Source organism: Bifidobacterium tibiigranuli, from assembly GCF_009371885.1.
Classification (GTDB): domain Bacteria; phylum Actinomycetota; class Actinomycetes; order Actinomycetales; family Bifidobacteriaceae; genus Bifidobacterium; species Bifidobacterium tibiigranuli.
On the sequence record NZ_QLZA01000009.1, the window covers coordinates 1 to 22,957 of the forward strand.

General features: G+C 60.7%; 19 protein-coding genes. 14 read left to right on the forward strand and 5 right to left on the reverse strand.

Features of this window, described 5'->3' with window-relative positions; genetic code table 11:
• Positions 1-714: 714 nt before the first annotated feature.
• The 10 genes from DDF78_RS08375 to DDF78_RS08420 all read left to right on the forward strand — a co-directional run bounded on the left by DDF78_RS08375 (position 715) and on the right by DDF78_RS08420 (position 9,014).
• Entirely contained in the window at positions 715-1,143 is a 429-nt protein-coding gene (locus tag DDF78_RS08375) for a PTS sugar transporter subunit IIA (protein WP_152580115.1), read from the forward strand.
• A complete protein-coding gene (locus DDF78_RS08380) occupies positions 1,143-1,634 on the forward strand; it encodes a PTS sugar transporter subunit IIB (RefSeq protein ID WP_152580116.1) in 492 nt (163 codons plus the stop codon). Before DDF78_RS08375 ends, DDF78_RS08380 begins: the two co-directional genes overlap by 1 nt.
• Positions 1,635-1,661: 27 nt before the next feature.
• Positions 1,662-2,480: a PTS mannose/fructose/sorbose transporter subunit IIC gene (locus DDF78_RS08385; RefSeq protein WP_152580117.1), complete on the forward strand. Its 819-nt coding sequence runs from the start codon at positions 1,662-1,664 to the stop codon at positions 2,478-2,480.
• A 9-nt stretch (positions 2,481-2,489) separates the two neighbouring features.
• Positions 2,490-3,365, forward strand: a complete 876-nt coding sequence (locus DDF78_RS08390; RefSeq protein WP_152580118.1) for a PTS system mannose/fructose/sorbose family transporter subunit IID — start codon at positions 2,490-2,492, stop codon at positions 3,363-3,365.
• A gap of 295 nt (positions 3,366-3,660) precedes the next feature.
• A complete protein-coding gene (locus DDF78_RS08395) occupies positions 3,661-4,050 on the forward strand; it encodes a hypothetical protein (protein WP_152580119.1) in 390 nt (129 codons plus the stop codon).
• A gap of 116 nt (positions 4,051-4,166) precedes the next feature.
• Positions 4,167-4,868, forward strand: coding sequence for an HAD family hydrolase (locus tag DDF78_RS08400; protein ID WP_237564615.1), 702 nt, complete (start codon positions 4,167-4,169; stop codon positions 4,866-4,868).
• 375 nt (positions 4,869-5,243) lie between these two features.
• A complete protein-coding gene (locus DDF78_RS08405) occupies positions 5,244-6,827 on the forward strand; it encodes a Re/Si-specific NAD(P)(+) transhydrogenase subunit alpha (RefSeq protein WP_152580120.1) in 1,584 nt (527 codons plus the stop codon).
• Between the two features lie 5 nt (positions 6,828-6,832).
• The gene (gene pntB / locus DDF78_RS08410) at positions 6,833-8,209 is read left to right on the forward strand and encodes a Re/Si-specific NAD(P)(+) transhydrogenase subunit beta (RefSeq protein WP_152580121.1); all 1,377 of its coding nucleotides are present in this window, start codon (positions 6,833-6,835) and stop codon (positions 8,207-8,209) included.
• Positions 8,210-8,400: 191 nt separating this feature from the next.
• Positions 8,401-8,709 carry a type II toxin-antitoxin system RelB/DinJ family antitoxin gene (locus tag DDF78_RS08415; protein ID WP_152580122.1) on the forward strand — a complete coding sequence of 103 codons (309 nt, stop codon included), beginning with the start codon at positions 8,401-8,403 and terminating at the stop codon, positions 8,707-8,709.
• Entirely contained in the window at positions 8,706-9,014 is a 309-nt protein-coding gene (locus DDF78_RS08420) for a type II toxin-antitoxin system RelE/ParE family toxin (RefSeq protein WP_152580123.1), read from the forward strand. The genes DDF78_RS08415 and DDF78_RS08420 overlap by 4 nt, the downstream gene beginning before the upstream one ends.
• Positions 9,015-9,026: 12 nt before the next feature.
• Here DDF78_RS08420 and DDF78_RS08425 read toward each other — a convergent pair whose 3' ends face one another.
• A complete protein-coding gene (locus DDF78_RS08425) occupies positions 9,027-9,830 on the reverse strand; it encodes a nitroreductase family protein (protein WP_237564616.1) in 804 nt (267 codons plus the stop codon).
• A 93-nt stretch (positions 9,831-9,923) separates the two neighbouring features.
• Positions 9,924-11,279: a tRNA guanosine(34) transglycosylase Tgt gene (gene tgt / locus DDF78_RS08430; protein WP_152580124.1), complete on the reverse strand. Its 1,356-nt coding sequence runs from the start codon at positions 11,277-11,279 to the stop codon at positions 9,924-9,926.
• Positions 11,280-11,540: 261 nt separating this feature from the next.
• Between tgt and DDF78_RS08435 the strand changes: the two genes are divergently transcribed.
• A complete protein-coding gene (locus tag DDF78_RS08435; RefSeq protein WP_152580125.1) occupies positions 11,541-13,643 on the forward strand; it encodes a trypsin-like peptidase domain-containing protein in 2,103 nt (700 codons plus the stop codon).
• A 104-nt stretch (positions 13,644-13,747) separates the two neighbouring features.
• Here DDF78_RS08435 and pdxR read toward each other — a convergent pair whose 3' ends face one another.
• The 3 genes from pdxR to pdxS form a co-directional block, all read right to left on the reverse strand.
• Complete coding sequence (pdxR, locus tag DDF78_RS08440) at positions 13,748-15,286, reverse strand: MocR-like pyridoxine biosynthesis transcription factor PdxR (RefSeq protein ID WP_152580126.1); 1,539 nt, start codon at positions 15,284-15,286, stop codon at positions 13,748-13,750.
• Between the two features lie 461 nt (positions 15,287-15,747).
• Positions 15,748-16,473 carry a pyridoxal 5'-phosphate synthase glutaminase subunit PdxT gene (locus DDF78_RS08445; RefSeq protein WP_152580127.1) on the reverse strand — a complete coding sequence of 242 codons (726 nt, stop codon included), beginning with the start codon at positions 16,471-16,473 and terminating at the stop codon, positions 15,748-15,750.
• The gene (gene pdxS / locus DDF78_RS08450) at positions 16,473-17,348 is read right to left on the reverse strand and encodes a pyridoxal 5'-phosphate synthase lyase subunit PdxS (RefSeq protein ID WP_152580128.1); all 876 of its coding nucleotides are present in this window, start codon (positions 17,346-17,348) and stop codon (positions 16,473-16,475) included. The genes DDF78_RS08445 and pdxS overlap by 1 nt, the downstream gene beginning before the upstream one ends.
• Positions 17,349-17,908: 560 nt before the next feature.
• On the opposite strand from pdxS, the gene DDF78_RS08455 reads away from it, so the two are divergent.
• From DDF78_RS08455 to DDF78_RS08465, 3 genes are all read left to right on the forward strand, one after another.
• Positions 17,909-20,224 carry an HAD-IC family P-type ATPase gene (locus DDF78_RS08455; protein WP_152580129.1) on the forward strand — a complete coding sequence of 772 codons (2,316 nt, stop codon included), beginning with the start codon at positions 17,909-17,911 and terminating at the stop codon, positions 20,222-20,224.
• A gap of 179 nt (positions 20,225-20,403) precedes the next feature.
• Positions 20,404-21,411, forward strand: coding sequence for a zinc-dependent alcohol dehydrogenase family protein (locus tag DDF78_RS08460; RefSeq protein ID WP_152580130.1), 1,008 nt, complete (start codon positions 20,404-20,406; stop codon positions 21,409-21,411).
• A gap of 219 nt (positions 21,412-21,630) precedes the next feature.
• Positions 21,631-22,956, forward strand: a complete 1,326-nt coding sequence (locus tag DDF78_RS08465; protein WP_152580131.1) for an MFS transporter — start codon at positions 21,631-21,633, stop codon at positions 22,954-22,956.
• Position 22,957 lies beyond the last annotated feature (1 nt).

Sequence of the window (22,957 nt, forward strand, 5' to 3'; positions counted from 1 at the left end):
CAACGCGGAGCGCATCAGGCAGGGCCTGGGCTACCAGAGCCCCGACCAGCACCGGCGCTCTCACGGCCTCATGGCATAATCACACGCAAGCAACAAAAAGCATCTCCAACATTCCGTCCGCACCCCCGACCCCTGCCGTGCACAATGTAACGTTCAATGGCAGTTTTGCGTAGCCTTTTATACGGTAGGGCCGCGTTAGCGTGTAAAACGCAACGGTTATGTGCTTTTCGCGTTACGCAAAACACACCGAATGCCTTGCAGGTTGCGAGCTGATGTTAACAAGGTTTATGATGACTTTTGATTTCAGTCTTGAGCTTCCCTGCTCTATCGTTGTGGCTCCCAAAGTCGGGGGTAAAGGTAGAGAGCGGAGGTCCTTGATTGGGATTGCATAGTTACTTACATGTGTTGTGTGTGCGGATGTGCTGTTCGTTCCCAGTGCTGGGTCGAGAAGCTGTCGGCGCGGGCGCAGCGCACTGCAGGAAAGAGGCAATGTATGCTCAAGGTTTGATGCCTTAGGGGCTCTGATGCCAACGTTGCCATAATGTGGGCTATAGGTCATATGTGGTTGCGGGCGGCGGTGAGCGAGCAGGTGCCCGTATAGGCTGCCAAGCCAAGTTTTACTGAACTTACTTAGTACAATGTTGTTTATGCCGGTTTTCACTGGCATGGGCGATGACGATGATGTCAGATCGCATCATACAAAAGGAGTGAGCAATGGTTGCTCTCATAATCGCTGCACATGGCGAATTAGCGCCGGCTTTGCTGGCTTCAACCCAGATGATCATGGGGCCTTTGGACAATGTGGAGGCGGTGGATTTCACCAAGTCCGAAGGGCCTGACGATCTTCTGGCCAAATACGAGGATGCGTACAAGCGGGTTGGCCCAGATGTGCTGTTCCTGGTTGACCTGTTTGGGGGAAGCCCCTTCAACGCGGCTGCCAGATTCGCGGCCGTCCACCCGGGAGTCGATGTGGTGACCGGAGTAAGCCTGCCGATGCTCATCGAAGTGAGCGCTGGCATGAACGGCGCTGATGTTCCGACGCTTGTCAAGGCTGCAATTGCGGCTGGCGGTTCGGGCATTCGCACGTACAGCCAGATGCAGACCACAGTTTCAACAGCAGATGAAGAAGGAGATGAACTGTAATGAAGATTAAATTACTGCGTATCGATTCGCGCTTGATCCACGGGCAGATCGCCAATAATTGGGTGGGTACTGTCGGCGTGCAGACGATGATTGCGGCTTGCGATAGCGCGGCCCATGATAACCTGCGCAAGACACTGCTCATGCAGGTCGGTCGCGAGCCCACGAAGACTTTCGTGCTCGACATCGCGAAGACCCTTCGCGTGTACAACAACCCGAAGTACGCCGATCTCGATGTACTCATGGTGGTGGAGACTCCGCAGGACGTCATTCGCCTGATGGATGGCGGCATTCCCGTCACCGAGGTGAATGTGGGCGGCATCACCTACAAGGAGGGGATGACGCGAGTCACTGAGTCCGTGTCGGTCGGCAAGGCTGAAATCGAGGCGTTCCAGGAGCTCCATCGTCGTGGCATCAAGCTAGAGGTTCGCCAGCTGCCCAGCAGCTCGCACTCCGACATGATGGACGATCTCAAGGCCAAGAACCTCATTTAAGAGAAGATCTAAGAGAAGGATAGGGATATGTCCGCAGTACAAATGGTGCTCGTCATCCTCGTCTCGCTGGTCGCCGGCATGGCGAGCGTATGCGACGAACGCCAATTTCATCGTCCGCTGGTAGCTTGCGCCCTTATGGGTCTGGTGCTCGGCGACTTGTCGACTGGCGTTGCGCTGGGTGGTTCTTTGGAACTTATCGCGCTTGGCTGGATGAACGTCGGCGCCGCTATGGCACCTGACGCTGCCTTGGCTTCGACCATCGCGTCCGTCGTCGTCATCTCCACCCACCAGAGCGTGGGCACTGGCATCGCCATCGCGGTCCCGCTGGCCGCAGCCGGTCAGGTGCTTACGATCTTCGTGCGTTCGATCGCGGTGTTCTTCCAGCATCAGGCAGACAAGTTCGCTGAGCAGGCCAACTTTAGAGGCATCGAGATAATGCACTTTAGTGCCCTGCTGTTGCAGGGCCTACGCGTCGCCATTCCGACCGCCGTCGTGGCGGCCGTATCGGGAACGAGCGTGCTTAACGATGCACTTAATGCGATTCCGAAGGTGGTGACCGGAGGCTTGCAGGTGGCCGGTGGCTTCATCGTGGTCGTCGGCTACGCCATGGTGATCAACATGATGCAGGCCAAGTCGCTGATGCCGTTCTTCTTCCTCGGCTTCGTCATCGCCACGTTCAGCAATTACAACCTGGTTGGTCTCGGTATTATGGGCGCCTGCCTTGCAATCATCTACGTTCAGCTCAACCCGATCTACCATAACGCCATCCAGATGCCTCAGCCAGCTGCCGCCGTGGCCGCGGGCGGCTCTGAGCTTGATGACGATCTTGACGACGAATTGAATTAAGGAGTAATCATGAGCACAACAACTACCACGGCCGCCGTGACCGAAGCCAATCCCGCATCCCATGAGGGCGGATTGACGAGGCGTGATTATATTTCGACGTATTTCCGTTCGTCCTTCATGCTTGGATCGTTCAATTTCGAACGCTTCCAGGCCATTGGTGTCGCCGTTTCGCTGATGCCGACGATCAAGCGCTTCTACCACACCAAGCATGATCAGGCAGAAGCGCTCAAGCGCCATCTCGAGTTCTTCAACACCACCCCGTGGATCGCCTCCCCGATTTACGGCGTAGTGGCTGCTATGGAAGAGGAACGCTCCAAGGGCGGAGAAATTGAAGACTCCGACATCACCAACGTGAAGATCGGTCTGATGGGCCCCCTCGCGGGCGTCGGCGATCCTGTCTTCTGGGGCACGGTCCGCCCGGTGCTTGCTGCATTGGGTGCTTCGCTGGCCCTCGCGCATTCAATTCTGGGCCCGCTGCTCTTCTTCTTCGGCATCAACATCATCCGTATCGCGACCCGTTGGTATGGCTTCAAGTTCGGCTACCAACGCGGCACGTCCATCGTCAGCAATCTTGGCGGCGGACAGCTCAAGAGGCTCACGGCGATAGCTAGCGTGCTGGGTCTGTTTGTCATGGGTTCCCTGGTGTCCAAGTGGACGACCATTAAGTTCCCGCTGATCATCGCCTCCTACCATGCCGCTGGCGGGAAGCTGGTCACCACCACACTGCAAAGCGTGCTCGACCAGCTGTTGCCAGGCATGGCGGCGCTGCTGCTCACCTTCCTGTGCATGTGGCTGCTGAAGAAGAAGATCAACGCAATATGGATCATCTTCGGCATGTTCGTTATCGGTATCCTCGGATACTGGAGCGGGTTCCTCGGCCTGTGAGATTGAGTATTCACTCGGCTTGAAAAGCCGAGCAAGGTTGCGGGCTGTGCCATCACCATCGGTGGATGTAATCGGTGAATGGCACAGCCCGCAACCTGCGGCAGGGTGTCAGGAGTCATAATGACTTGCCGACACCCTGCCTTCAACCTTGTATAACAATAAAGAAGGAATCGTGAGGTCACCCATGATATGGAAGCGTCGCAGCACGCAGTCAGGTACTACGAAAGAGGAGCGCCGCGCCAACGCTGCCGCTTGGATGCGCGGTGAGTACGGGCCCGCCGGCTACACGTATGGAGTGAGCAAGCTCGTCACTGGTCTCATGGTATTAGGTGGGGTACTGTATCTGCTCACCCCGTGGGCACTGGTGGTATGTCTTGGTGTTGCTTTCATAGCAATGATTGGCCGTCTGTTGATTGAACGACAGGCTGGTGCCGATTTTTCCGATCTGCATGAGGCAAAGCGGCAGTTCGAGCGCACAGGTCGGCATGATTACCTGGACTTCATTCAGGCGCGTGGCAATCAGATGCTCAGCGACAACAAGGCTTTGCGTCCGACCAGCAAGGCCGAGATTAGCGAGCTGCTCCAATGGGCGGACCGGTATGATCGTAAGGCGTCTGCACACCCCGAAAATCCCAAGCGTGCTAAGCGTTCCAAGAAGCGTGGCGCATCAGCTCAGCAGAATTGATTCATTTGCCGCGTGCCGTTGTTACGCTGATGTGAAGGTATCCGCCGAACGGGTACTGCGGTGGGGCAAGGTGCAGTGGTTGAGATACGGCAGCGACCGAAGGAGTTTAGTCTGACATGGCGAAAGCAATGATGCTCAAGGCAGTGCTATGGGATTTGGATGGCACATTGATCGACTCTGAGCCGGTCTGGCATGAGGCTGAGATACAGCTCGCCCGTGCGCATGGCGGGCAGTGGGACGAGGAACTCGCCTGGGCGGACTCGGGCAAGCCGATACAGGTGGCGGCGCAGCATATGGTCGAAAGGGGTACGCAGCTCACCGTGGACGAGATCTCTCAGGCCTTGGTCGACAAGGTGTATCAGCTCGAGGTGGAGTGTATGCCGTGGATTGAGGGCGTCGAGGACGTGCTCAAGCAGCTGGTCGAGGCGGGGATTCCCTCGGTGCTGGTGACTGCATCGCCGCGCAAAATGGCGCAGAACTTGGTAGATCATGCCCCGAAGGGCGCGTTCGTCGGTTTCGTGTGCGGGTCAGACAACTTGCCTAAAAAGCCCGATCCGGCCCCATATTTGGCCGCTGGGCGTTTGGTTGGTGCTGCTGAGCAGGACATGCCGTATTGCATCGCAATCGAGGATTCCGTCCCCGGGCTTGCCTCTGCCACGGCTTCCGGCGCGACGACGCTGGCACATATCGGATCCACTGGCACCGATGTGTCGGATGGCCCGCAGTTCGCTTCGATCAACGGGTATGAGGGGCTGGGCGTGGCTGAGCTCGAGCATTACGTGCGGCTGAGGTTGGGTGAACTCGACGCTGAGCGTTAAAGGCTGAGTGCTAGAGGCTGGGCGTCAAATATTGGGTGCGTTCGTAACTGGGTGCGTTCGTGACCGAGTCGGTTAGTGGCTGAATGCCTTAGCGACTCGGCGCTGGCAGCCCGGCGTTGTCCGTTGGACGGTTGCAGATAGCTATAGGCAATGCATGTAATGTGCACTTGGGCGAGTCTGACTTGGGAGAACGCGCGAGCTGGCATATCCGGGTCGAAGCGACAAGCATGCAACTATACTGTGAGGCAGTTATGGCGAAGCGCTGCGGCATTGGCCATACGGCGGATTTCAACTCACCGGCTGCCTCTCAGCCGGTAGGGCGGAGTTGCGCCGTGGCACGCTGCAGCGAGCTGTGGCAGGAAGGAGTCAACGACGATGATGATAGGAATACCGAAGGAGACGCTCGCAGGTGAGCGGCTGGTGGCGGCCACGCCCAAAACCGTCACGCAATTGCGTGCGCTGGGCTATGAGGTCGCGGTGGAACGAGGTGCAGGGGTCGAGGCGTCCTACAGCGACAAGGCATACAGCGACGCCGGGGCGTCCATCGTCGACGCCGCTGCGGCATGGGGCTGCGGCATCGTGACCACGGTGAACGCACCGGCCGAGCAGCAGGTTGCGCAGCTGCGCGACAAAGCCATGCTGATTTCCCGGCTGGCGCCGCATACCAACAACGAGCTGCTGGATGCGCTCGCCAGTCGCGACGTGACCGCGCTCGCGCTGGATGCGGTTCCGCGCATCTCCCGCGCGCAATCGATTGACGTGCTCTCGACCATGTCGAATGTCTCCGGCTATCGCGCGGTGATCGAGGCGGCTGAGGAGTTCGGCGGCATGTTTACCGGGCAGGTCACTGCGGCGGGCAAAACCCAGCCGGCCAAGGTTTTCGTGATCGGCGGCGGCGTGGCAGGCCTCGCGGCTATCGGCGCGGCCGTGTCGCTGGGCGCGGAAGTGCGGGCTTTCGATGTGCGCCCGGAGGCTGGCGAGCAGATCGAATCACTCGGCGCGACCTTCGTGCAGGCGAAAGCTGCCCAGCAGGAGCGCTCGAGCACCGGGTATGCTAAGGCGCTGAGCGATGAGCAGGAACGGGCGACGCTGGCGCTCTACGCCGAGGAAGCCGCGAAGGCCGATATCATCATCACGACCGCACTGGTGCGCGGCTCGGCGGTGCGTACGATCACCAAGGAAGCCGTGGCTGGCATGCGCTCCGGCTCGGTGATTGTTGACGTAGCGGCCACCGGCGGCGGCAATTGCGAGCTGACCGTACCGGGCAGCAAAACCGTTAGCGACAACGGTGTGACCATCATTGGTTATACGGATCTTGCCAGTCGCATGCCGCGGCACACCTCGCAGCTCTTCGGCACCAATGTCGTCAATCTCATGAAGCTGCTCACCTCCGCCAAGGATGGCAAGCCCGCGCTCAATCTGGACGATCCGGTGCAGCGCGGCATGACGGTGACCAACGAGCACCAGATTCTCTGGCCGCCGCCAGCCGTGGCGGTATCCGCAGCTTCGACGCAGGCCGCCACGGACGGCTCGCCCGTTGCTCCTAGCTCGGAAGAGCTCAAAGAGGAGGCGCGCCGCAAAGCCGCTGCACAGGAAGCCGAGCTGACCGCCAAACGCAAGCGCAATACGGTGCTTATGGCGATTTCCGGCATTATCCTTGCTGCGGCGCTCGCGTTCACTGATGCCGCGTTCCTTGCAATTTTCTCGATCTTCGTGCTGGCCATATTCGTGGGCTACTACGTGGTCTCCAACGTCAGCCATTCGTTGCACACGCCGCTGATGTCGCAGACGAACGCGATTTCCGGCATTATCCTCATTGGCTCGCTGCTGCAGATCGGCTCCGAGAACCCGGTCGTGACCATGCTGGCCGTGCTTTCCGCTGCCATCGCGTCGATTAACGTCTTCGGCGGATTCCTCGTCACCTATCGCATGCTGAGCATGTTCAGGAAGGACGCGTGAGCGCCATGAGCATCACCATCGCTTCGCAGGCCGCGTATCTCATCGCCGCCGTGCTGTTCATTCTTTCGCTGGCCGGACTTTCCAAGCAGGAGAACGCCCGACGCGGCAATATCCTCGGCATGATCGGCATGGCCGTGGCAATCATCGCGACCATCGTGCTCGCGCTCGTCGATTCGGTGCGGCCCGTCTGGGTGACCGCGCTGCTCATCGCGCTCGTGTTCATCGTCGGCGCTGCGGTGGGCACGTGGCGCGCCCGCACCGTCGAAATGACGCAGATGCCGGAGCTGATCGCCATGCTGCACAGTTTCGTCGGCGCTGCGGCCGTGCTCATCGGCTACAACTCCTTCCTCACGGAGCATGATGTCGCGCATCTGTCCGAGATCTACCTGGGCGTGCTTATCGGCGCGGTGACCTTCACTGGCTCGATCATCGCCTATCTCAAGCTGGCTGGGCGTATCAAGTCCAAGCCGCTCGCGCTGCCCGGGCGCAACGCCATCAACGTTGGGCTGCTGGTCGTCATGGCCGCCATGCTCGTATGGTTCCTGATGACCGACTCGCTGTGGGCCTTGGCGCTGATGACGGTGCTCGCCCTGCTGCTCGGTCTGCATTTGGTCGCTTCGATCGGCGGCGGCGATATGCCGGTCGTCATCTCGATGCTCAACTCCTACTCCGGCTGGGCGGCTGCGGCTGCCGGCTTCATGCTCGACAACAATCTGCTCATCATCACCGGCTCGCTCGTCGGCTCCTCCGGCGCGATCCTGTCGTACCTGATGTGCAAGGCGATGAACCGCAAGTTCATGGCTGTCATCTTCGGCGGATTCGGCGACGCTCCCAAGGCGGCTGCGGCGAAGGTCGAGGGCGAATACCACGAAGTGCAGGCCGCCGATGTGGCCGAAGAGCTCAAGGAAGCACATTCGGTCATCATCGCGCCGGGCTACGGCATGGCCGTCGCCAAGGCGCAGACCGCCGTGGCGACGCTCGTCGAGCGCCTGCGCGCGCAGGGCATCGAAGTGCGCTTCGCCGTCCACCCGGTGGCGGGACGCTTGCCGGGGCATATGAACGTGCTGCTCGCCGAGGCGAAGGTGCCGTACGACATCGTCCTGGAAATGGACGAAATCAACGGCGACTTCCCCGATACTGACGTAGTACTCGTCATCGGCGCCAACGACACCGTCAACCCCTCGGCCGCCGAAGACCCCAATTCCCCGATTGCCGGCATGCCCGTGCTCGAAGTGTGGAAGGCGAAGCACGTCGTTGTGCTCAAGCGCTCGATGGCGACCGGCTACGCCGGTGTGCAGAACCCGCTGTTCTTCCGCGACAACACCTCGATGCTCTTCGGCGACGCCAAAGCCAGCGTGGAAGCAGTGCTCGGAGCGCTGTGAGGCGTTGCCGAGCCGTTGCAAGTCATTGTGTGGGTCGGCTTGCTGAGCTGTCAGAGCGTTGCGCGCATCCATTTTTGCTTCCATTTGATACCAGTAAGTTCGGTATCTAAAAGGTGCTGATAAGTATCCAATACTATATCGTTCTGATATAGTTATGGTATAGTATTGGGTACTTTGAACTGAGGTGTGATATGGGCAAGCTGATAGCGACGGTTGATGACGATATTAAGGCTGAGGCGGCGGCGCTCTACGAATCGTTAGGCATGAGCCTGAGCACCGCTGTGAATGTGTTCCTGCGCCAGTCGATTCGGGAAAATGGCATGCCGTTTGAGCCGAAGCGGACCATTCAGCGGCAATATGTGCCGAACGAGGAAACCAGGCGGGCGATTGTCGAAGCCGAGGCGAAAGAGCTGGGGCTTATCGCCGATGACGCCGCGGCAAGCACCACGAGGGAGGCGACTCGTACGCATCTGCGCGAGTTAAGAAAGTCCGCGCAGTGACATATATCATCAAGTTCGATTCGCGCTTCGACGCAGACTACGCGAAATTTGCCAATGAGCATCCGGAACTGGTGGATGATTTGGATGACGCTCTTGATTACCTCCAAGAGCATGGAACCTTGCCAGACGGATACTCGCCGCATGTTCTCACCAATCCGGGTGGCAACTATAATGGGCATTGGGAATTTCATGTAGCGGGTGATATTGATGTGCTGGTGCTGTATTGGCACCGTCAGGGACGCTCGATAATCCGCCTGGTTCGTATAGGATCCCACGCTGAGCTCTTCCAAGGGGAGTTGCAATAAGGCGTACGAATGCTAGCGCCAGACGACGTGGTGCGGGGCGGTGCCGATTGCGAAGTTGCACATCGCGCAGCCGAGGCCGACGTGGGCGAAGAGGCCTTCGGTGGCGCGGGCGCTGACGGTAGTGTCGCGGTGCAGCTCGATGACGAAGGGCTGCTGGCTGAGCGAGGTCGGCGCGAGCATAGCCGCACCCATGCCCTGCGCAAACCATTCGGGTGCCTGTGCGACCTCCATGCCTTCAGGCAGCGCGCATAGCTGCTCCATTGGCTTGGTATGATGCTTCGCGCCGGGGCGTGCGGGGTGGCCAAAGGCCAGCGCCCAGATCATGTGCTCGCCATCGCCTAGGCTCCACCAGCCTTCTCTCGCGTTGTCAAGCACGGCCCATGAGGTTCCTAGGCCGAGCTGGACGATGCGTAGGGAGAGCAGCTCGCCGTAGTAGCCGACTTTGGTCTGCAGGGCGATTTCCTCTGCGTTGCTTGCTGCTTGGCTGCCGTGAGTTTGGCTGCCACTCTCATGGGAAGCCATATTATTCGCAGACGCGCTCAGATCAGGGATGCCGCTGCCTGCACCAATCAGGGCGATGGCGTTATGGACTCCGCGGAATCTGCCGTAATGGGTCGGATAGCCGCAGAATGCATCATCCAGTCCGCTGATCAGCTGGATATGCAGGCTGGATGCCGCATTGCAGGCCGTGATTTCTTCGTGCAGCGTCGCCAGGGCTTCATCGGCTACTGGCTCATCGGTGTACATGCGCACGGAGTGGCGCTCGGCTATCGCACCGCGCAAGTCGCTGTCGCCAACCAAATCACGCAGAACCATGATTCCCCTCTCGCATATGGGCTATGACCATATCTCTTCTGCTTCGATTCTATTAGACCGAGATTGCGCGACGGCTCCCCCAATGAGTTGATGTCATCCACGGCTGCCGTTGGCATAGAACCGCGCGAGCGACTCATCGCGGAATTCGTCGAAGTATCCGCCGTCAATCGAGGCGCGGATATCGTCGAGCAGCTTCACGAAGAAGCGCTCATTGTGAATCGTGGCAAGGGTGAAGCCGTTCAGCTCATGCGCACGCAGCATATGATCGATGTAGGCACGCGAATAATGCGTGCAGGCGTAGCAGTTGCAGCCCTCTTCGAGCGGCCCGAAGTCGTGCTTGTAGGCGGCGCGCTTGATGTTGTAGCGGCCGTCGCGCGTGTAGATCGCGCCGTTGCGGCCGGTGCGCGCGGGTGCGACGCAGTCGAAGGTGTCGCCGCCGTTCTCCACGCAGGCGAAGATATCGTCCACGGCTGCGATGCCGAGCACATGCCGGGGGCGGCTTTCCGGCATTTCGTCGCAGATCCAGGCGCAGGTGTCGCCGATTACGCGCTTCTCGATGGCCCCGCCGATGCCGACGCCGTCGAAATCAAGCGAGGCGATCTGCTGCGCCGCATGACGGCGCAAGTCCTCGTAATTCGCGCCCTGCACCACGCCGTAGAGCGCCTGATAGGGCTTGCCGACGCGCGTCTGCGTCAGCCGTTGATGCTCGGCGACGCAGCGCCGCGCCCATCGGAAGGTGCGCTCGACCGAACGCTCCTGATAGCCGCGCGTGTTCATCAGCGTCGTCAGCTCGTCGAAGGCGAACATGATATCCGCCCCGATCCTATGCTGGATGCCCATGGAAATCTCGGCGCTGAAGCGGTGTTCGGAGCCGTTGAGCGGCGATTTGAAAGTCACGCCGTCCTCGTCCACGAAGGCCAGCCGCTCCTTGCCTTTGGCGATCACGTCGTCCGACTTCATGCCCTTGACATCCATCGCGAGCGTCTTCTTGAACCCCGCGCCCAAGGAAAGCACCTGAAATCCGCCGGAATCGGTGAAGGTCGGGCCGTCCCAGTTCATGAACCGGCTCAAGCCGCCAGCTTCGTCAAGCACGTCCTCGCCGGGGCGCTCGAAGAGATGGAAGGCGTTCGATAGCAGGCATTGCGCGCCCAGCTCGCGCATCTGCTCGGGCAGCACGGCCTTCATGGCGGCCTGCGTGGCGACGGGCACAAAGGCGGGGGTTGTGATGTCGCCGTGCGGGGTGTGAATGACGCCGGTGCGGCCGTAGCGGGCCCCGCCGCGCCCTTTGCCTTGTGCCGAATCAGGTAGCCGCGTGGTTGTTTCGAAGCTGAAAGCGCTGCGGTCGCCGGGCTGATCGGGGTGCTCGGGCTGGGGCAGCTGGGTAGACTGGTCCGGCTGATCGGGGTGCTCGGGCCGCGCTGTACGAGGGCGCTCAAGAAGACTGGTCATATCGTTCACTGTAGGCGAAGCCATGCCGCAGCGCATGTGCGGATGCAGCATTGGCCGTAATCGTGAGCAATATCGGGTGCAATCGCACGAGAAACGATGCCAAGCAAGCCCGGTTTTGCCAACATGCCGAGGATTGGTGTATTTCTTCCAACAAACATTCAGGAAACGCCCAGAGTGGCTATCTTTACTTATGGATAGCGATGAACAGCGACGATACGTCCGAAAGGCCGTTGGAGTCGCATCTTATGCAAAGGAGTAGCTATGGCTGAAGAACACGACGGCGACTGGAACATCCAGAACGCCGCGCACGACGCCGAAGAGCACAATCGCCCAGAAGGGGGAGTCGAGGGCTTGGGAGAGGCTCAGAGCGAGCAGCCGACAGTTTCTTTGCAGCCGCTCGGCTTGAATCCTGAGGAGACGGTGGATTTTGCAAGGTCTCCGGACGGGCAGAACGGGCAAGACGTGCAGAGTGAGCAAGGGCAGGAATCCGCGCAGAGTCCCAGCGTATATGGCGATAATGCGGGCGAGCCTGGCACGTCCAACACATCCGGCGATGGCGCAATCAATGCGGATGGCGACAATGCCGATGCCGGCTCTGATGGTTCTAAGAACTCTGAGGATTCCAATGGTTCCAACGGCGCAGATCAAACCGCCACGGGCGAACCAGTCCCTGCGACCACGAGTTTCGCCGCGCAGGAGACCGCGCCCATTCCTACCGCAGGCCTTGGCGTAGAGCAGCCGACGATGCCCCTCTACCGCCCCGCCCCGGAATACGGCGCATACGGCCCGGTGCCTGGGCAAACGCAGAACGGCGACGGCAGCGCAGCTGCTTCCGACGCCCAGCAGACGGGTCAGCCCGGTGGGCAGCCCAATGCCGGGCAGCCGGGAACAACGCAGCCGGGAACGCAATCGGGGAACCAGGGGAATCGTAACCCGTACTTCGGCTCCAATCCTTTCTTCAACCCCGGCGATCAGCGTCCGAACGGCCAGCCCGGCAACGCAAGCCAGGGGACGCCGAGGCCTTATGGTGCAAGCAACCAGCCGCAAAGTCCGCAAGGCCCGCAACGATCGCAGACTCCTGGCTATCCGCCGCAGGGATCTTTTGCCGGCAACCAAGCGCCTGCGGGCGCAGCGCCGAATCGGCCTGCGAATGCGATTGTGGTCGCGGTCGTCGCCGCGCTGGTCGCCGCGGCTCTGTGCCTCGGCGTTGGCTATGCTGCGATTACCAACGGCTGGGTGAGCGTACCCAGCGCCAGCTCGATGAGCGAGGTCGGTTCCAGCCAGGCTAGTGCCGGAAGCGCGCCCTTGAAAGCGGGCAAGGCGGCTGATTGGACTGCGGTGGCCGGTTCGGTCTCCGGTTCGGTCGTCTCCATCCAGGTTCAGCTCGCTAATGGATCAGCCAAGGGGTCGGGCGCGATCTTCGACACCAGCGGGCATATCGTCACCAACAACCATGTGATCTCAGGCGCGCAGCAGATTCAGGTCACTCTGGCGAATGGCCAGATGTACACGGCCAAGGTCGTAGGAACCGACGCCACCACCGACCTGGCTGTCATCAAACTCGATAATCCGCCGAGCGATCTCAAGCCGGTGCAGTTCGCCGATTCCGACTCTCTTGCTGTGGGGCAGGGCGTCATGGCCATCGGCAATCCGCTCGGCTACGACGATACGGCCACGACCGGCATCGTCTCGGCGCTCAACCGCCCCGTTTCGGTTCTCGATGACAGCGGCAAGGCTCAGATCGTGACGAATGCCGTCCAGATCGATGCGGCCATCAACCCCGGCAACTCGGGTGGCCCGACCTTCGATGCGGCAGGCAATGTGATTGGCGTCAACTCCTCGATTGCCTCCACGGCCACGTCCGGTTCGCAGGCAGGGTCCATCGGCATCGGCTTCGCGATTCCGTCGAATCTCGTCAAGCGCGTCGCGCAGGAGATCATCGACAATGGCTCGGTCAAGCATGTGCAGCTCGGCGTGACCATCGGGGATGCGACCGCCCAAGCCGATGGCGTGACCCGTGGCGGCTCGAAGATCGCCAAGGTGGTCTCCGGCAGCCCAGCCGACAAAGCGGGTTTGAAGGTTGGTGACACCGTCGTCGCGTTCAACGATAACGCGGTGAACAACACCTACTCGCTGCTGGGCTTTGTCCGCGCATCGGCGCTGGGCAGCAAGGTGAAGCTCACGGTCGTGCGCGATTCCAAGGCCATCGACGTCGAAGTGACGCTGGACCAGCAGGAATCCACCTCCGCCAGCACCCAGTCCGGCAGCGGCAACCAGAACGGAAACGGCGGCAATGGCAGCAACGGCGGCAGCGGCGGGAGCGGCAACGGTGGCGGCTTCAATGACCCGTTCGGCCTGTGGTAACCAGACCACCAGCGCCCGACCGGCTATGACAGCCGCGTGATACGGCTGCATACCGGTGGTGAATGAGGGGGCGGCAGGCTATGTGCTTCGCCCCTCGCTCATGCTTATGCTCGCTCGCTGCTGTTCATAGCGGAGCACAGCAGCCGGATGCCGTCGTCAATCTGGTCCATATGCGGACGCACGAAATTGAGGCGGATGTGGCGGGTATCCGTGCCATCCACGTCGAATACCCCACCCGGCATGAAGGTGACGCCTAACGGTCGTGTGGCTTCCAGCAGCGCTTGCGAACGCTGGCCTTCGGGTAGGCTGAGCCATACGTAGTAGCCGCCTTCGGGGACGTTCCACTGGGCGGTTGGCGGCGCATAGCGTTGCAGGGCATCGCACATCGCGTCGCGCCGCAGTCGGTACGTGCCGGTAATTTCCTCGATATGCCGGCGGATGCGACCGCCGCGCAGCAGCTCGATGCAGATGCGCTGCGAGGACGAACTCGTGTGCTGATCGACCATCCGGCGCAGTGCCGCGAGCCGCGCGACCACATGCGTGTCGGCGATGAGCCAGCCCGTGCGCAGGCCGGGCGTCACCGTTTTCGAAAAGGTCGACAGGTAGATCACGTATCCGGCGTTCTCCATGCCTTTGAGCGGAGTCGGCGGCATTGAAGTTCCGTAATGCAGCTCCCCGTAAGGGTCGTCCTCAATGACGAGGCACTGGTATTTCATCGCGGTCTCGATGAGCTCGCGGCGGTGCTGGGCCGGCATCGTGGAGCCGGTGGGGTTGTGGAAGGTCGGGATGGTGTAGATCAGCTTCGGATGGAAGCGCGCGCAGAATTCCTCAAGCAGCTCCGTGCGCATGCCCGATTCGTCCGTCGGCACGCTAATGATGCGCGCGTCAGCCGAGCGGAAGGCCTGCAACGCCGGGAAGAAGGTCGCGCTTTCGACGAGCACGCAGTCGCCGGGATTGACGAATGCTCTGACGCACAGATCGAGGCCTTGCTCCGAGCCGGAAAGCACCATCACATTGTGGGGCGAGCAGTGGATCATCCTATCCTCGCGCATGTGGTCGGCGAGCAATGTACGCAGCTCGGTGAAGCCTTCGATAGGCGATTCCGGCTGGCCGTCGAAATCGTGCGAGGAGAAGGCGTGCAGGCTCACATCGCGCAGCAGATCGTCCGGGATATCATGCGGGTTCGGTGAACCGGTGGCGAAGTCGATGGCGCCGTCCATGCTCTGCGCCCGGTCCGCCGAGGCGATATCGTGGTAGGTGAAGCGGTTGGAATAATCGCTGAAGAGCACCGGCCACGGCGGGCTAAGCGTTAGCGGGCTAGGTGTTAGAGGACAGAGCGTTGGCGAAGCGTGTGGTGATGGCGCAGGTGGCACGGTGGTTGGGGCTGCGATGGCGTGTTCGTTGGCGCGGCGTTGCACGAAGGTGCCTTTGCCGACATGCGAGGCAATGAGGCCTTCGTCCTTGAGTTCGCTATACGCCTGCAAGACGGTGGTGCGGTTGACGGCGAGCAGCTCGGCCATCTCGCGCTCCGAAGGCAGCCGGTAGCCGGCGGCCAAACGCCCCGCGACGATCTGCTCGCGCAGCTCGTTGACGAGCTGGCGGTAGAGGGGCACATCGCTGCGCCGGTCGAGTGAAACCTGCATGGCGTCGTTCTCCTTTCCGGCTCCTTCGAATCAAAACTGTGAAATCAGGACTGTGACGATTCTACGGTTGTACGTGCGCCACGGTGTTTCGGCGATGCAGGTGTTTCGGTGGCGCGGGCGTTTCGTCCGAGCGGCTGGGGGCTCTGCGTCTCGTGGTCATATCCCACGTGCCGGCTATCTCGCTTATGTGTAGTGCTATTCGGGCTTCGCAGAGGGCTATCTGCGTTATGAGAGGCACTAATCCCATGGCACTCCAAGTAGCGCTGGCCGAAAATGGCGGTTTCTGGCCGTCGGTGCTCGGGCCTTCGCAGAATAGCGCCTCATATAACACAGATAGACCTCCGCAGCACCCCAATAACGCCTCACATAACGTAGTTACATCCAGATACGCTCATGAAACGGGAAATCGCACAGGCGCAAACACGAAAACTGGCCACCCGGCACCCAACCGCTTTGCGTCTTCACAGCGAAAGCAGCAGTTCGTGCACTCGGGTGTCATCCGTCAGCTCGGGATGGAAGGCGGTAGCGAGCAACGACCCTTGCCGCAGGCCGACCACATGCCCGTCCACTCGTGATTCAACCGTGGCTTTCGGGCCGACTTCGGTGACATATGGCCCTCGGATGAATACCAAAGGCAGATCGTGGATATCGCCGAATGAGCCGATGGTTTCGAAGCTGCCCAGCTGACGACCGTAGGCGTTGCGGCGCACCACGGCGTCAAGCGCACCGAAATACGCGGTGCTTTCATGTGCAGCATGCCTATGCACGCTGCTGCTAGACGCAGTGTCGTCAGCTGCAGTGTCGTTGCGCGCAGCGGCGGCAAACGCAGCGCCTTGCGATGCCGTGTCTGCCGCGCCTTCGTTCTCGATTGTTCGAGCGAGCAGAATCATCCCCGCGCAGGTGCCGAGCACGGGCCGGCCTTGCGCGATATGCTCCGCAATCGGCGTGAACAGTCCAGTCAGGCGCAGCAGCCGACCCTGTACCGTGCTTTCCCCGCCCGGAAGAATCACCCGCGCGATAGAGTCGTCCCAGTCGTTCGCCGAATGCAGTAGCCGCCACGGAGCGCCAAGGCGATCCAGAATCTCCGCGTGCTCCGCGAACGCGCCCTGCACTGCGAGGATGCCCGTCACCGAGCGCGACTGGTCACCTGAACTGCGCTTGCCGATGTATTGCGCCGCGACGACCATCACTCGCCTCTTGCGGCCATAAGTGTGGTGATCTCGTTCTCGTTGATGCCCACCATCGCCTCGCCGAGATTCTCCGAGAGTCGCGCCAGCAGCGCGGCATCCTGCCAGTTCGCAGTCGCCTGAACGATGGCGGCCGCGCGCTTCGCCGGGTCGCCCGACTTGAATATGCCCGAGCCGACGAACACGCCTTCGGCACCCAGCTCCATCATCAGTGCCGCATCGGCGGGCGTGGCGACGCCGCCGGCCGCGAAGTTGACCACGGGCAGGCGGCTGTGATCATGCACGTATTGCACCAGATCGTAAGGCGCGGCGAGACGCTTGGCCTCCTCGAAGACCTCGTCGTCGCGCAGTGAGGCCAGCGCGCGAATCTGGCGGTTCATGGTGCGCATATGGCGTACGGCCTGCACCACGTCGCCGGTTCCCGGCTCGCCCTTGGTGCGAATCATGGCCGCGCCCTCGCCGATGCGGCGCAGCGCCTCGCCAAGATCCTTTGCGCCGCACACGAAGGGCACGTCGAAGCCGGTTTTGTCGATGTGATGGACGTCATCGGCGGGCGTGAGCACTTCGGACTCGTCGATGTAGTCGATTTCAATGGCTTGCAGAATGCGGGCCTCGGCGGTGTGCCCGATGCGCACCTTGGCCATGACGGGTATCGATACGGCCTCCTGGATGCCGCGCACCATGCCGGGGTCGCTCATGCGCGAGACGCCGCCCGCAGCGCGGATATCCGCAGGAATGCGTTCCAGAGCCATCACGGCGCAGGCACCGGAATCCTGGGCGATGCGCGCCTGCTCCGGCGTCGTCACATCCATGATGACGCCTCCCTTGAGCATCTGGGCGAGGTTTCTGTTCAGTGATACGCGGTCGCCATCCATAAGGCCGCTCCTTTCATGTCGATGTCGCGCTCGCGCCCGTGGCTAGCGCCTGGGTCTAGCCTTGGTGCGGACGGAATCGGGCGCACTTGTCCCGTTCGAGCGACAGTGTACGGTCGCAGCGTGGCATTTCGATAGGGCCAATCGGCCACTTTGCGCACCAGCCAATCGCGGGGTGGACGGTGGCTGCGTCTCAGCCTGCCTACTCACGGCTCGTCAGCGTACGTTTTATGGCACCTTGCACGAGTCCATAATGGAAAACGTACGCTGAGCGGTCGTTATCGTACGTTTTCTGATATGCGTCTCGTGATCATGGCGTAAAACGTACGCTTAGTTCGGCAACGGGGTTGTCGGAGACCCGTCTGCGGCTTGTCGGCGGCGATTTGCTGGTAAGCTGGTTCCCAACCGTACGAACGGTTGATGATGTGCAATACAACTGAATATGTCTATCTTTACGCCGTGTATCGCGATGCATTCTTTCGAAAGCCTCCGGTGGGTTAACAAGGCGTGATTGCAGTGCTGTGCTTTGCCGCGCAGCCCGTATGCGAGCGTAAGGAGAAACGATGCGTAACGCCATCGCTCTTATTCAACGAGTCCCACTACTTCCTCTCACCGTGCTCTGCGCGATACCCCTCGCTGTGCTGAGCGACGTACATCTGTGGCAGCCATGGTTCGGCGTCGTGAATCCTTCGCTGGGCCAAGTATTCGTCATTGCCTTGGTGGCCTACACCGTTGTGGACGCGCTCGCCGGCATGATTCGGGACTTGCGTAGCGGCCGCGTCGGCGTGGATGTGCTCGCCGTGCTCGCCATACTCTCCACGCTTGCCATGCAGGAATACTGGGCCAGCTGGGCCGTGGTGCTCATGGTCTGGTCGGGCGAGGCAATCGAGGAATACGCGCAGGCCAAGGCGGAAAGCAGCCTGAGCGCGTTGGCCAGCGCCGCGCCGCGCAACGCCCATGTGGTCGACCTGCCGGGCATCGGGGTGCGTTCGGATGCAGATAAGGCTGGCAATGGGCGGGCGGCGTTCCGTGCGGTTGCGGGGGCGGGAGCTGGCGTGGCGGATGCGCCCGTCGAGAAGGCCGATGCCGAGCCAGAATCCGAAGCATCATCGCATTTCCACACGCTGCCTGTCGAAGAGGTCCGGCTTGGCGATGTGCTCGTGGTGCTGCCCGGGGAGACGGTGCCGGTTGATGGTGAGCTGCTCAGCGCCTCGGCCACGCTGGACTTGAGCACCATCAACGGCGAGCCGGTGCCGCGCGAAATGTACGCAGGGGCGCGTGTGATGTCCGGCGCGGTCAACGGCTCGAACACGCTCACTATGCGCACGACGCAGCTGGCCCAGGACTCGCAGTATCAGCGGATACTCGATCTGGTCACCTCCGCCAAAGAATCCCGCGCGGCCGTGGTCAGAACCGCCGACCGGCTGGCGGTGCCCTTCACCGTGCTTGCGTTGCTGATCGCAGGCGTGGCGTGGCTCGTTTCCGGCGATGCCACGCGATTCGCGCAGGTTTTGGTCTTGGCGACGCCCTGCCCGCTGCTCATCGCGGCTCCGGTGGCCTATATGGCTGGAACCGGGCGCTTGGCGAAATCCGGCATCCTGATCAAGACGCAGGATGTGCTGGAAAATCTCGGTCAGGTCTCGCATGTGTTCTTTGATAAAACCGGCACGCTGACCGTCAAGACGCCGCAGGTCGCGCGCGTCGATCTGGTTGGTGGGTTCGGTGGCGGTCAAGTCGGCAGCGCCGGCATCGGCAGCGATGGCAGTAATTACAACGATTATGGCGATTTCGACCAGGATCACATCCTCGCGCTCGCCGGCGCGATCGAGACGTATTCGGTGCACATCCTTGCCCAGGGCATCGCTGCGGCGGGGGAGCAGGCCCGGCATCGCCTCGCGGAGCAGACCGGCGGCCAGTATGATTCGCCCCGAGGCTATCCGGTCGTCAGCCATGTCAGCGAGGATGCCGGCAACGGGGTCTGCGGCGAGGTCGACGGCGTGCCGGTGCGCGTCGGCCGCTTCGATTACGTGATTGCGACGCAGGATTCCGCGCAGGATGGCGGCGCAGACAACGTCAGCAGCCCCGCCGCTGCATTTCCGGTGACGCGATTCGGGCAGCGCGCGCCCGACGAGATGGTCACCTATGTGGCGGTGAACGGGCGGCTCGCCGCGCGCATCGTGCTCAAGGATGTGCCGCGCGCCAATGCCCGAGAAGCCTTGGATCAGTTGCGCTCACTTGGCGTTGAGCGCCTAACCATGCTCACCGGCGACCATGCGGCTTCGGCCCATATCGTTGCCGACAGCGTAGGCATCGCCGACGTGCACGCCGACTTGCTGCCGGAAGACAAGCTCAGAGCAGTCGCCGTGCGCGAACAGCCCGTTGCGCAGGCGAATCGAGCCGAAGCCAGCGGGCGTGGACGAGGTCGCGCAGGAACCAGCGAACGCAGCCGTAGCGGAGGCAGGAGCCTTGGCTTTACGGCGTCAATCCGTGCGCGGCTGCGCGGCGAATCGACCGCCAGTCCCATCACCATGATGGTTGGTGACGGGGTGAACGACGCCCCGGTGCTGGCTACCGCCGATATCGGCGTGGCCATCACTGACGGCACATCGACCGCCGCATCCCAGTCGGCGCAGGCGGTGATCATGAATGACGACATCGCCGCCGTGCCGCGCGCCATCGCCATCGCGCGGCGCACCAAGCAGGTCATGCTGCAAGCCGTCATCATCGGACTCGCGCTGGCGTTTCTCGGCATGGTCGCCGCCGCTTTCAATCTCATCCCGGTGGTCGTGGGCGCCTTCCTGCAGGAGGCCATCGATGTCGTCTCGATCCTGTGGGCGCTCACGGCACTGCTTGAGCGCGACTGGGTGGTGGAGAGATAATTCCAACGATTCCCAATATACAAATACACTTTTGAAAAGTATATTTGCATAATTAATTTTTCGAGTGTACTATCACAATCAATGGCTTCGAACCGCAGTTGATTCGCAGCCGTTACAACCGCTCTTTTGACAATGCAGTTAGTTAAAGGGTGGAAACCATGACGGTAGAAAGGAATGCCATGAAAGCTCTTGTGCTCACTGGTATCAAAGAGTTTGCTATTCAGGATTTGTCCAGTCCGCAGATCGCGCCGAACGAGGTTCTGGTCAATACCGCATACGCGGGCGTATGTGGTACAGACCATGATCTGTATGCCGGCCGGCCGGGTTCGGCTCCCGCAGTGCCGCCGATCGTGCTCGGCCACGAGAATTCCGGTGTCGTCGCCGCGGTCGGTTCCGAGGTCGCCAATGTAAAGCCTGGCGATCGGGTCGCAGTCGATCCGAATATCTATTGCGGCCAATGCGAATTCTGCTTGACGCAGCGTCCGGAGCTCTGCGACCATTTGTCTGCTGTCGGCGTCACGCGCAACGGCGGCTTAGCCGAGCAGTTTGCCGCTCCGGCCACCGTTGTCTACAAGCTGCCGGACAATGTCTCCCTGAAAGATGCCGCTGCCATCGAACCTATCTCCTGCGCCGTGCACGGTGTCGACCTGCTGAAGTTGCGCCCCTATCAGAAGGCGCTTGTTATCGGCGACGGCTTCATGGGCCAGCTGTTCGCCCAGATCGTGCAGGCGTACGGCGTGCATCAGGTGGATTTGGCGGGCATCTTCGACGAGAAACTTGAACGCAACCAGAAGCTGTTTGGGGTCAAGGAGATTTACAACACCACCCGCGAGGACATCCCGGAGGATTCCTACGATGTGATCATTGAGGCGGTGGGCCTTCCGCAGACGCAGGCTCAGGCAGTCAAGGCAGCCAAGAAGGGCGCTCAGGTGCTGATGTTCGGCGTCGGCTCGCAGGAAGCGCACTTCGAGATGAACACCTATGACATTTATAAGAAGCAGATGGCCATCCAAGGGTCCTTCATCAACCCGCTCACTTTCAAGGATGCCATCAGCCTGCTGGAAAGCGGCAAGATGAACGTCGATCCGCTGATCAGCCACGAGCTTGAGCTCGAAGAGGTGCAGGACTTCCTGGACGGCAAGATCAAGGGCGTCTCCAAGGCCGTCGTCAGGGTTCACACCGAATAATTCGTTCTCGACGCTTTCCCATCGACGATTCTCGTACGGGTCGGCTGCGATGTCGTGCAGCGATGCATTGTTCGCTTGTTCGGCCCGTTCCTTCGGGACTCTATGGTTGCCTTAACGATTTAGTCCTTTCTTTTTCATGGTCTTGCAGCAACGGCGCTGTCCGCAAGTCTCCGGTCGATTATCTGTATCGACATAATTCAATAATTTGTAAGGTCAAAGATGATTACATTCTTCGAACGATTCGGTATACCCCGTATGCTGCTGCTAGGATTTCTTGCCGTCGCGATTTTCATGACTGGTGACGGCTTCGAGCTAACCTTCCTGACCAAATTCATGGTGGATCAGGGTTTTGGTGAGACGCAAGCCTCACTGCTAATTACTGTCTACGGCTTATTCGCCGCCCTTGGGGGCTGGTGCGCAGGCGTGCTCGCTGAAATGTTTGGCGCGAAACGCATCATGATGTTCGGAGCATGCTGGTGGATCGGGATCCACCTGCTTTTCCTTGGGGTGGCTATCCCCAGCGGTATCTATCCGTTGATTCTATGCACATACGCCCTGCGCGGCATCGGCTACCCACTCTTCATCTACAGCTTCGTGGTGCTGATGGCGCAGCACATCCCTCCCGCCCGCCTCGCTTCCGCTACCGGTTTTTTCTGGACCTGTTTCTCGCTGGGCATTGGAGTGTTCGGCGCGTACCTGCCGAGCTTCATCATGCCGAAGGTCGGTGAATACCCGACCTTCTGGTATGCGTTGCCATTCTCGATCATTGGCGCGATCATATGCTTCTTCTTCGTGCCTAGGAACAAAGTTGTCAAAGCGGAAGGCTTGACGCGCAAGGAGCAATTTGCCGAACTCGCCGAGGGCGCGAGCATCCTGGTCACCAACCCGAAGATTCTGATCTGCGCAGTCATCCGCATCGTCAACAATCTGCTGCTCTATGGCTTCCCGGTCATCATGCCGTTATACCTGTGCCGTCCCAATGCGGAAAACGGCGGTCATCCATTTTTCGAGACCACGCAGTGGATGCAGATCTGGGGTTTCGTGTTTGTGGTGACGCTGGTGTTCAACACCTTCTGGGGCTGGTTCATGGATCGTTTCGGATGGGTATGGCCGATGCGCTGGTTCGGTTGCGCAGTGCTTGCCGTGGGTTCGGTGGCCTTCTATTACGTGCCGCAGTGGTTCGGCGCCAACGTGATGATGATGATCGTCGCCGCCATCATCGTCGGCATTGGCACCTGTGCGTTTTCCTCGCTGCCCACGATCATGACGTTGTATGCCAATGGGAAGCAGGGGGCGGCATTGTCCGCCTACAATTTGGCGGCTGGACTGACCACGTTCGCCGGACCGGGCATCGCCACGCTCCTTATGGAGCGCACTGGCTATGTCGGCGTCTGCTGGACATATGCCGGACTCTATGTTCTCGCCTTCGTGCTCACATTATTCATCCGCCCGAAGCAATTTGGCTTCGACGAGAAAGGACATCGCATCAAGACCGCGAACGTCGCGTCAAAGGGATCTACCGACCCTGCCGGCGTCGCTGCGTAGA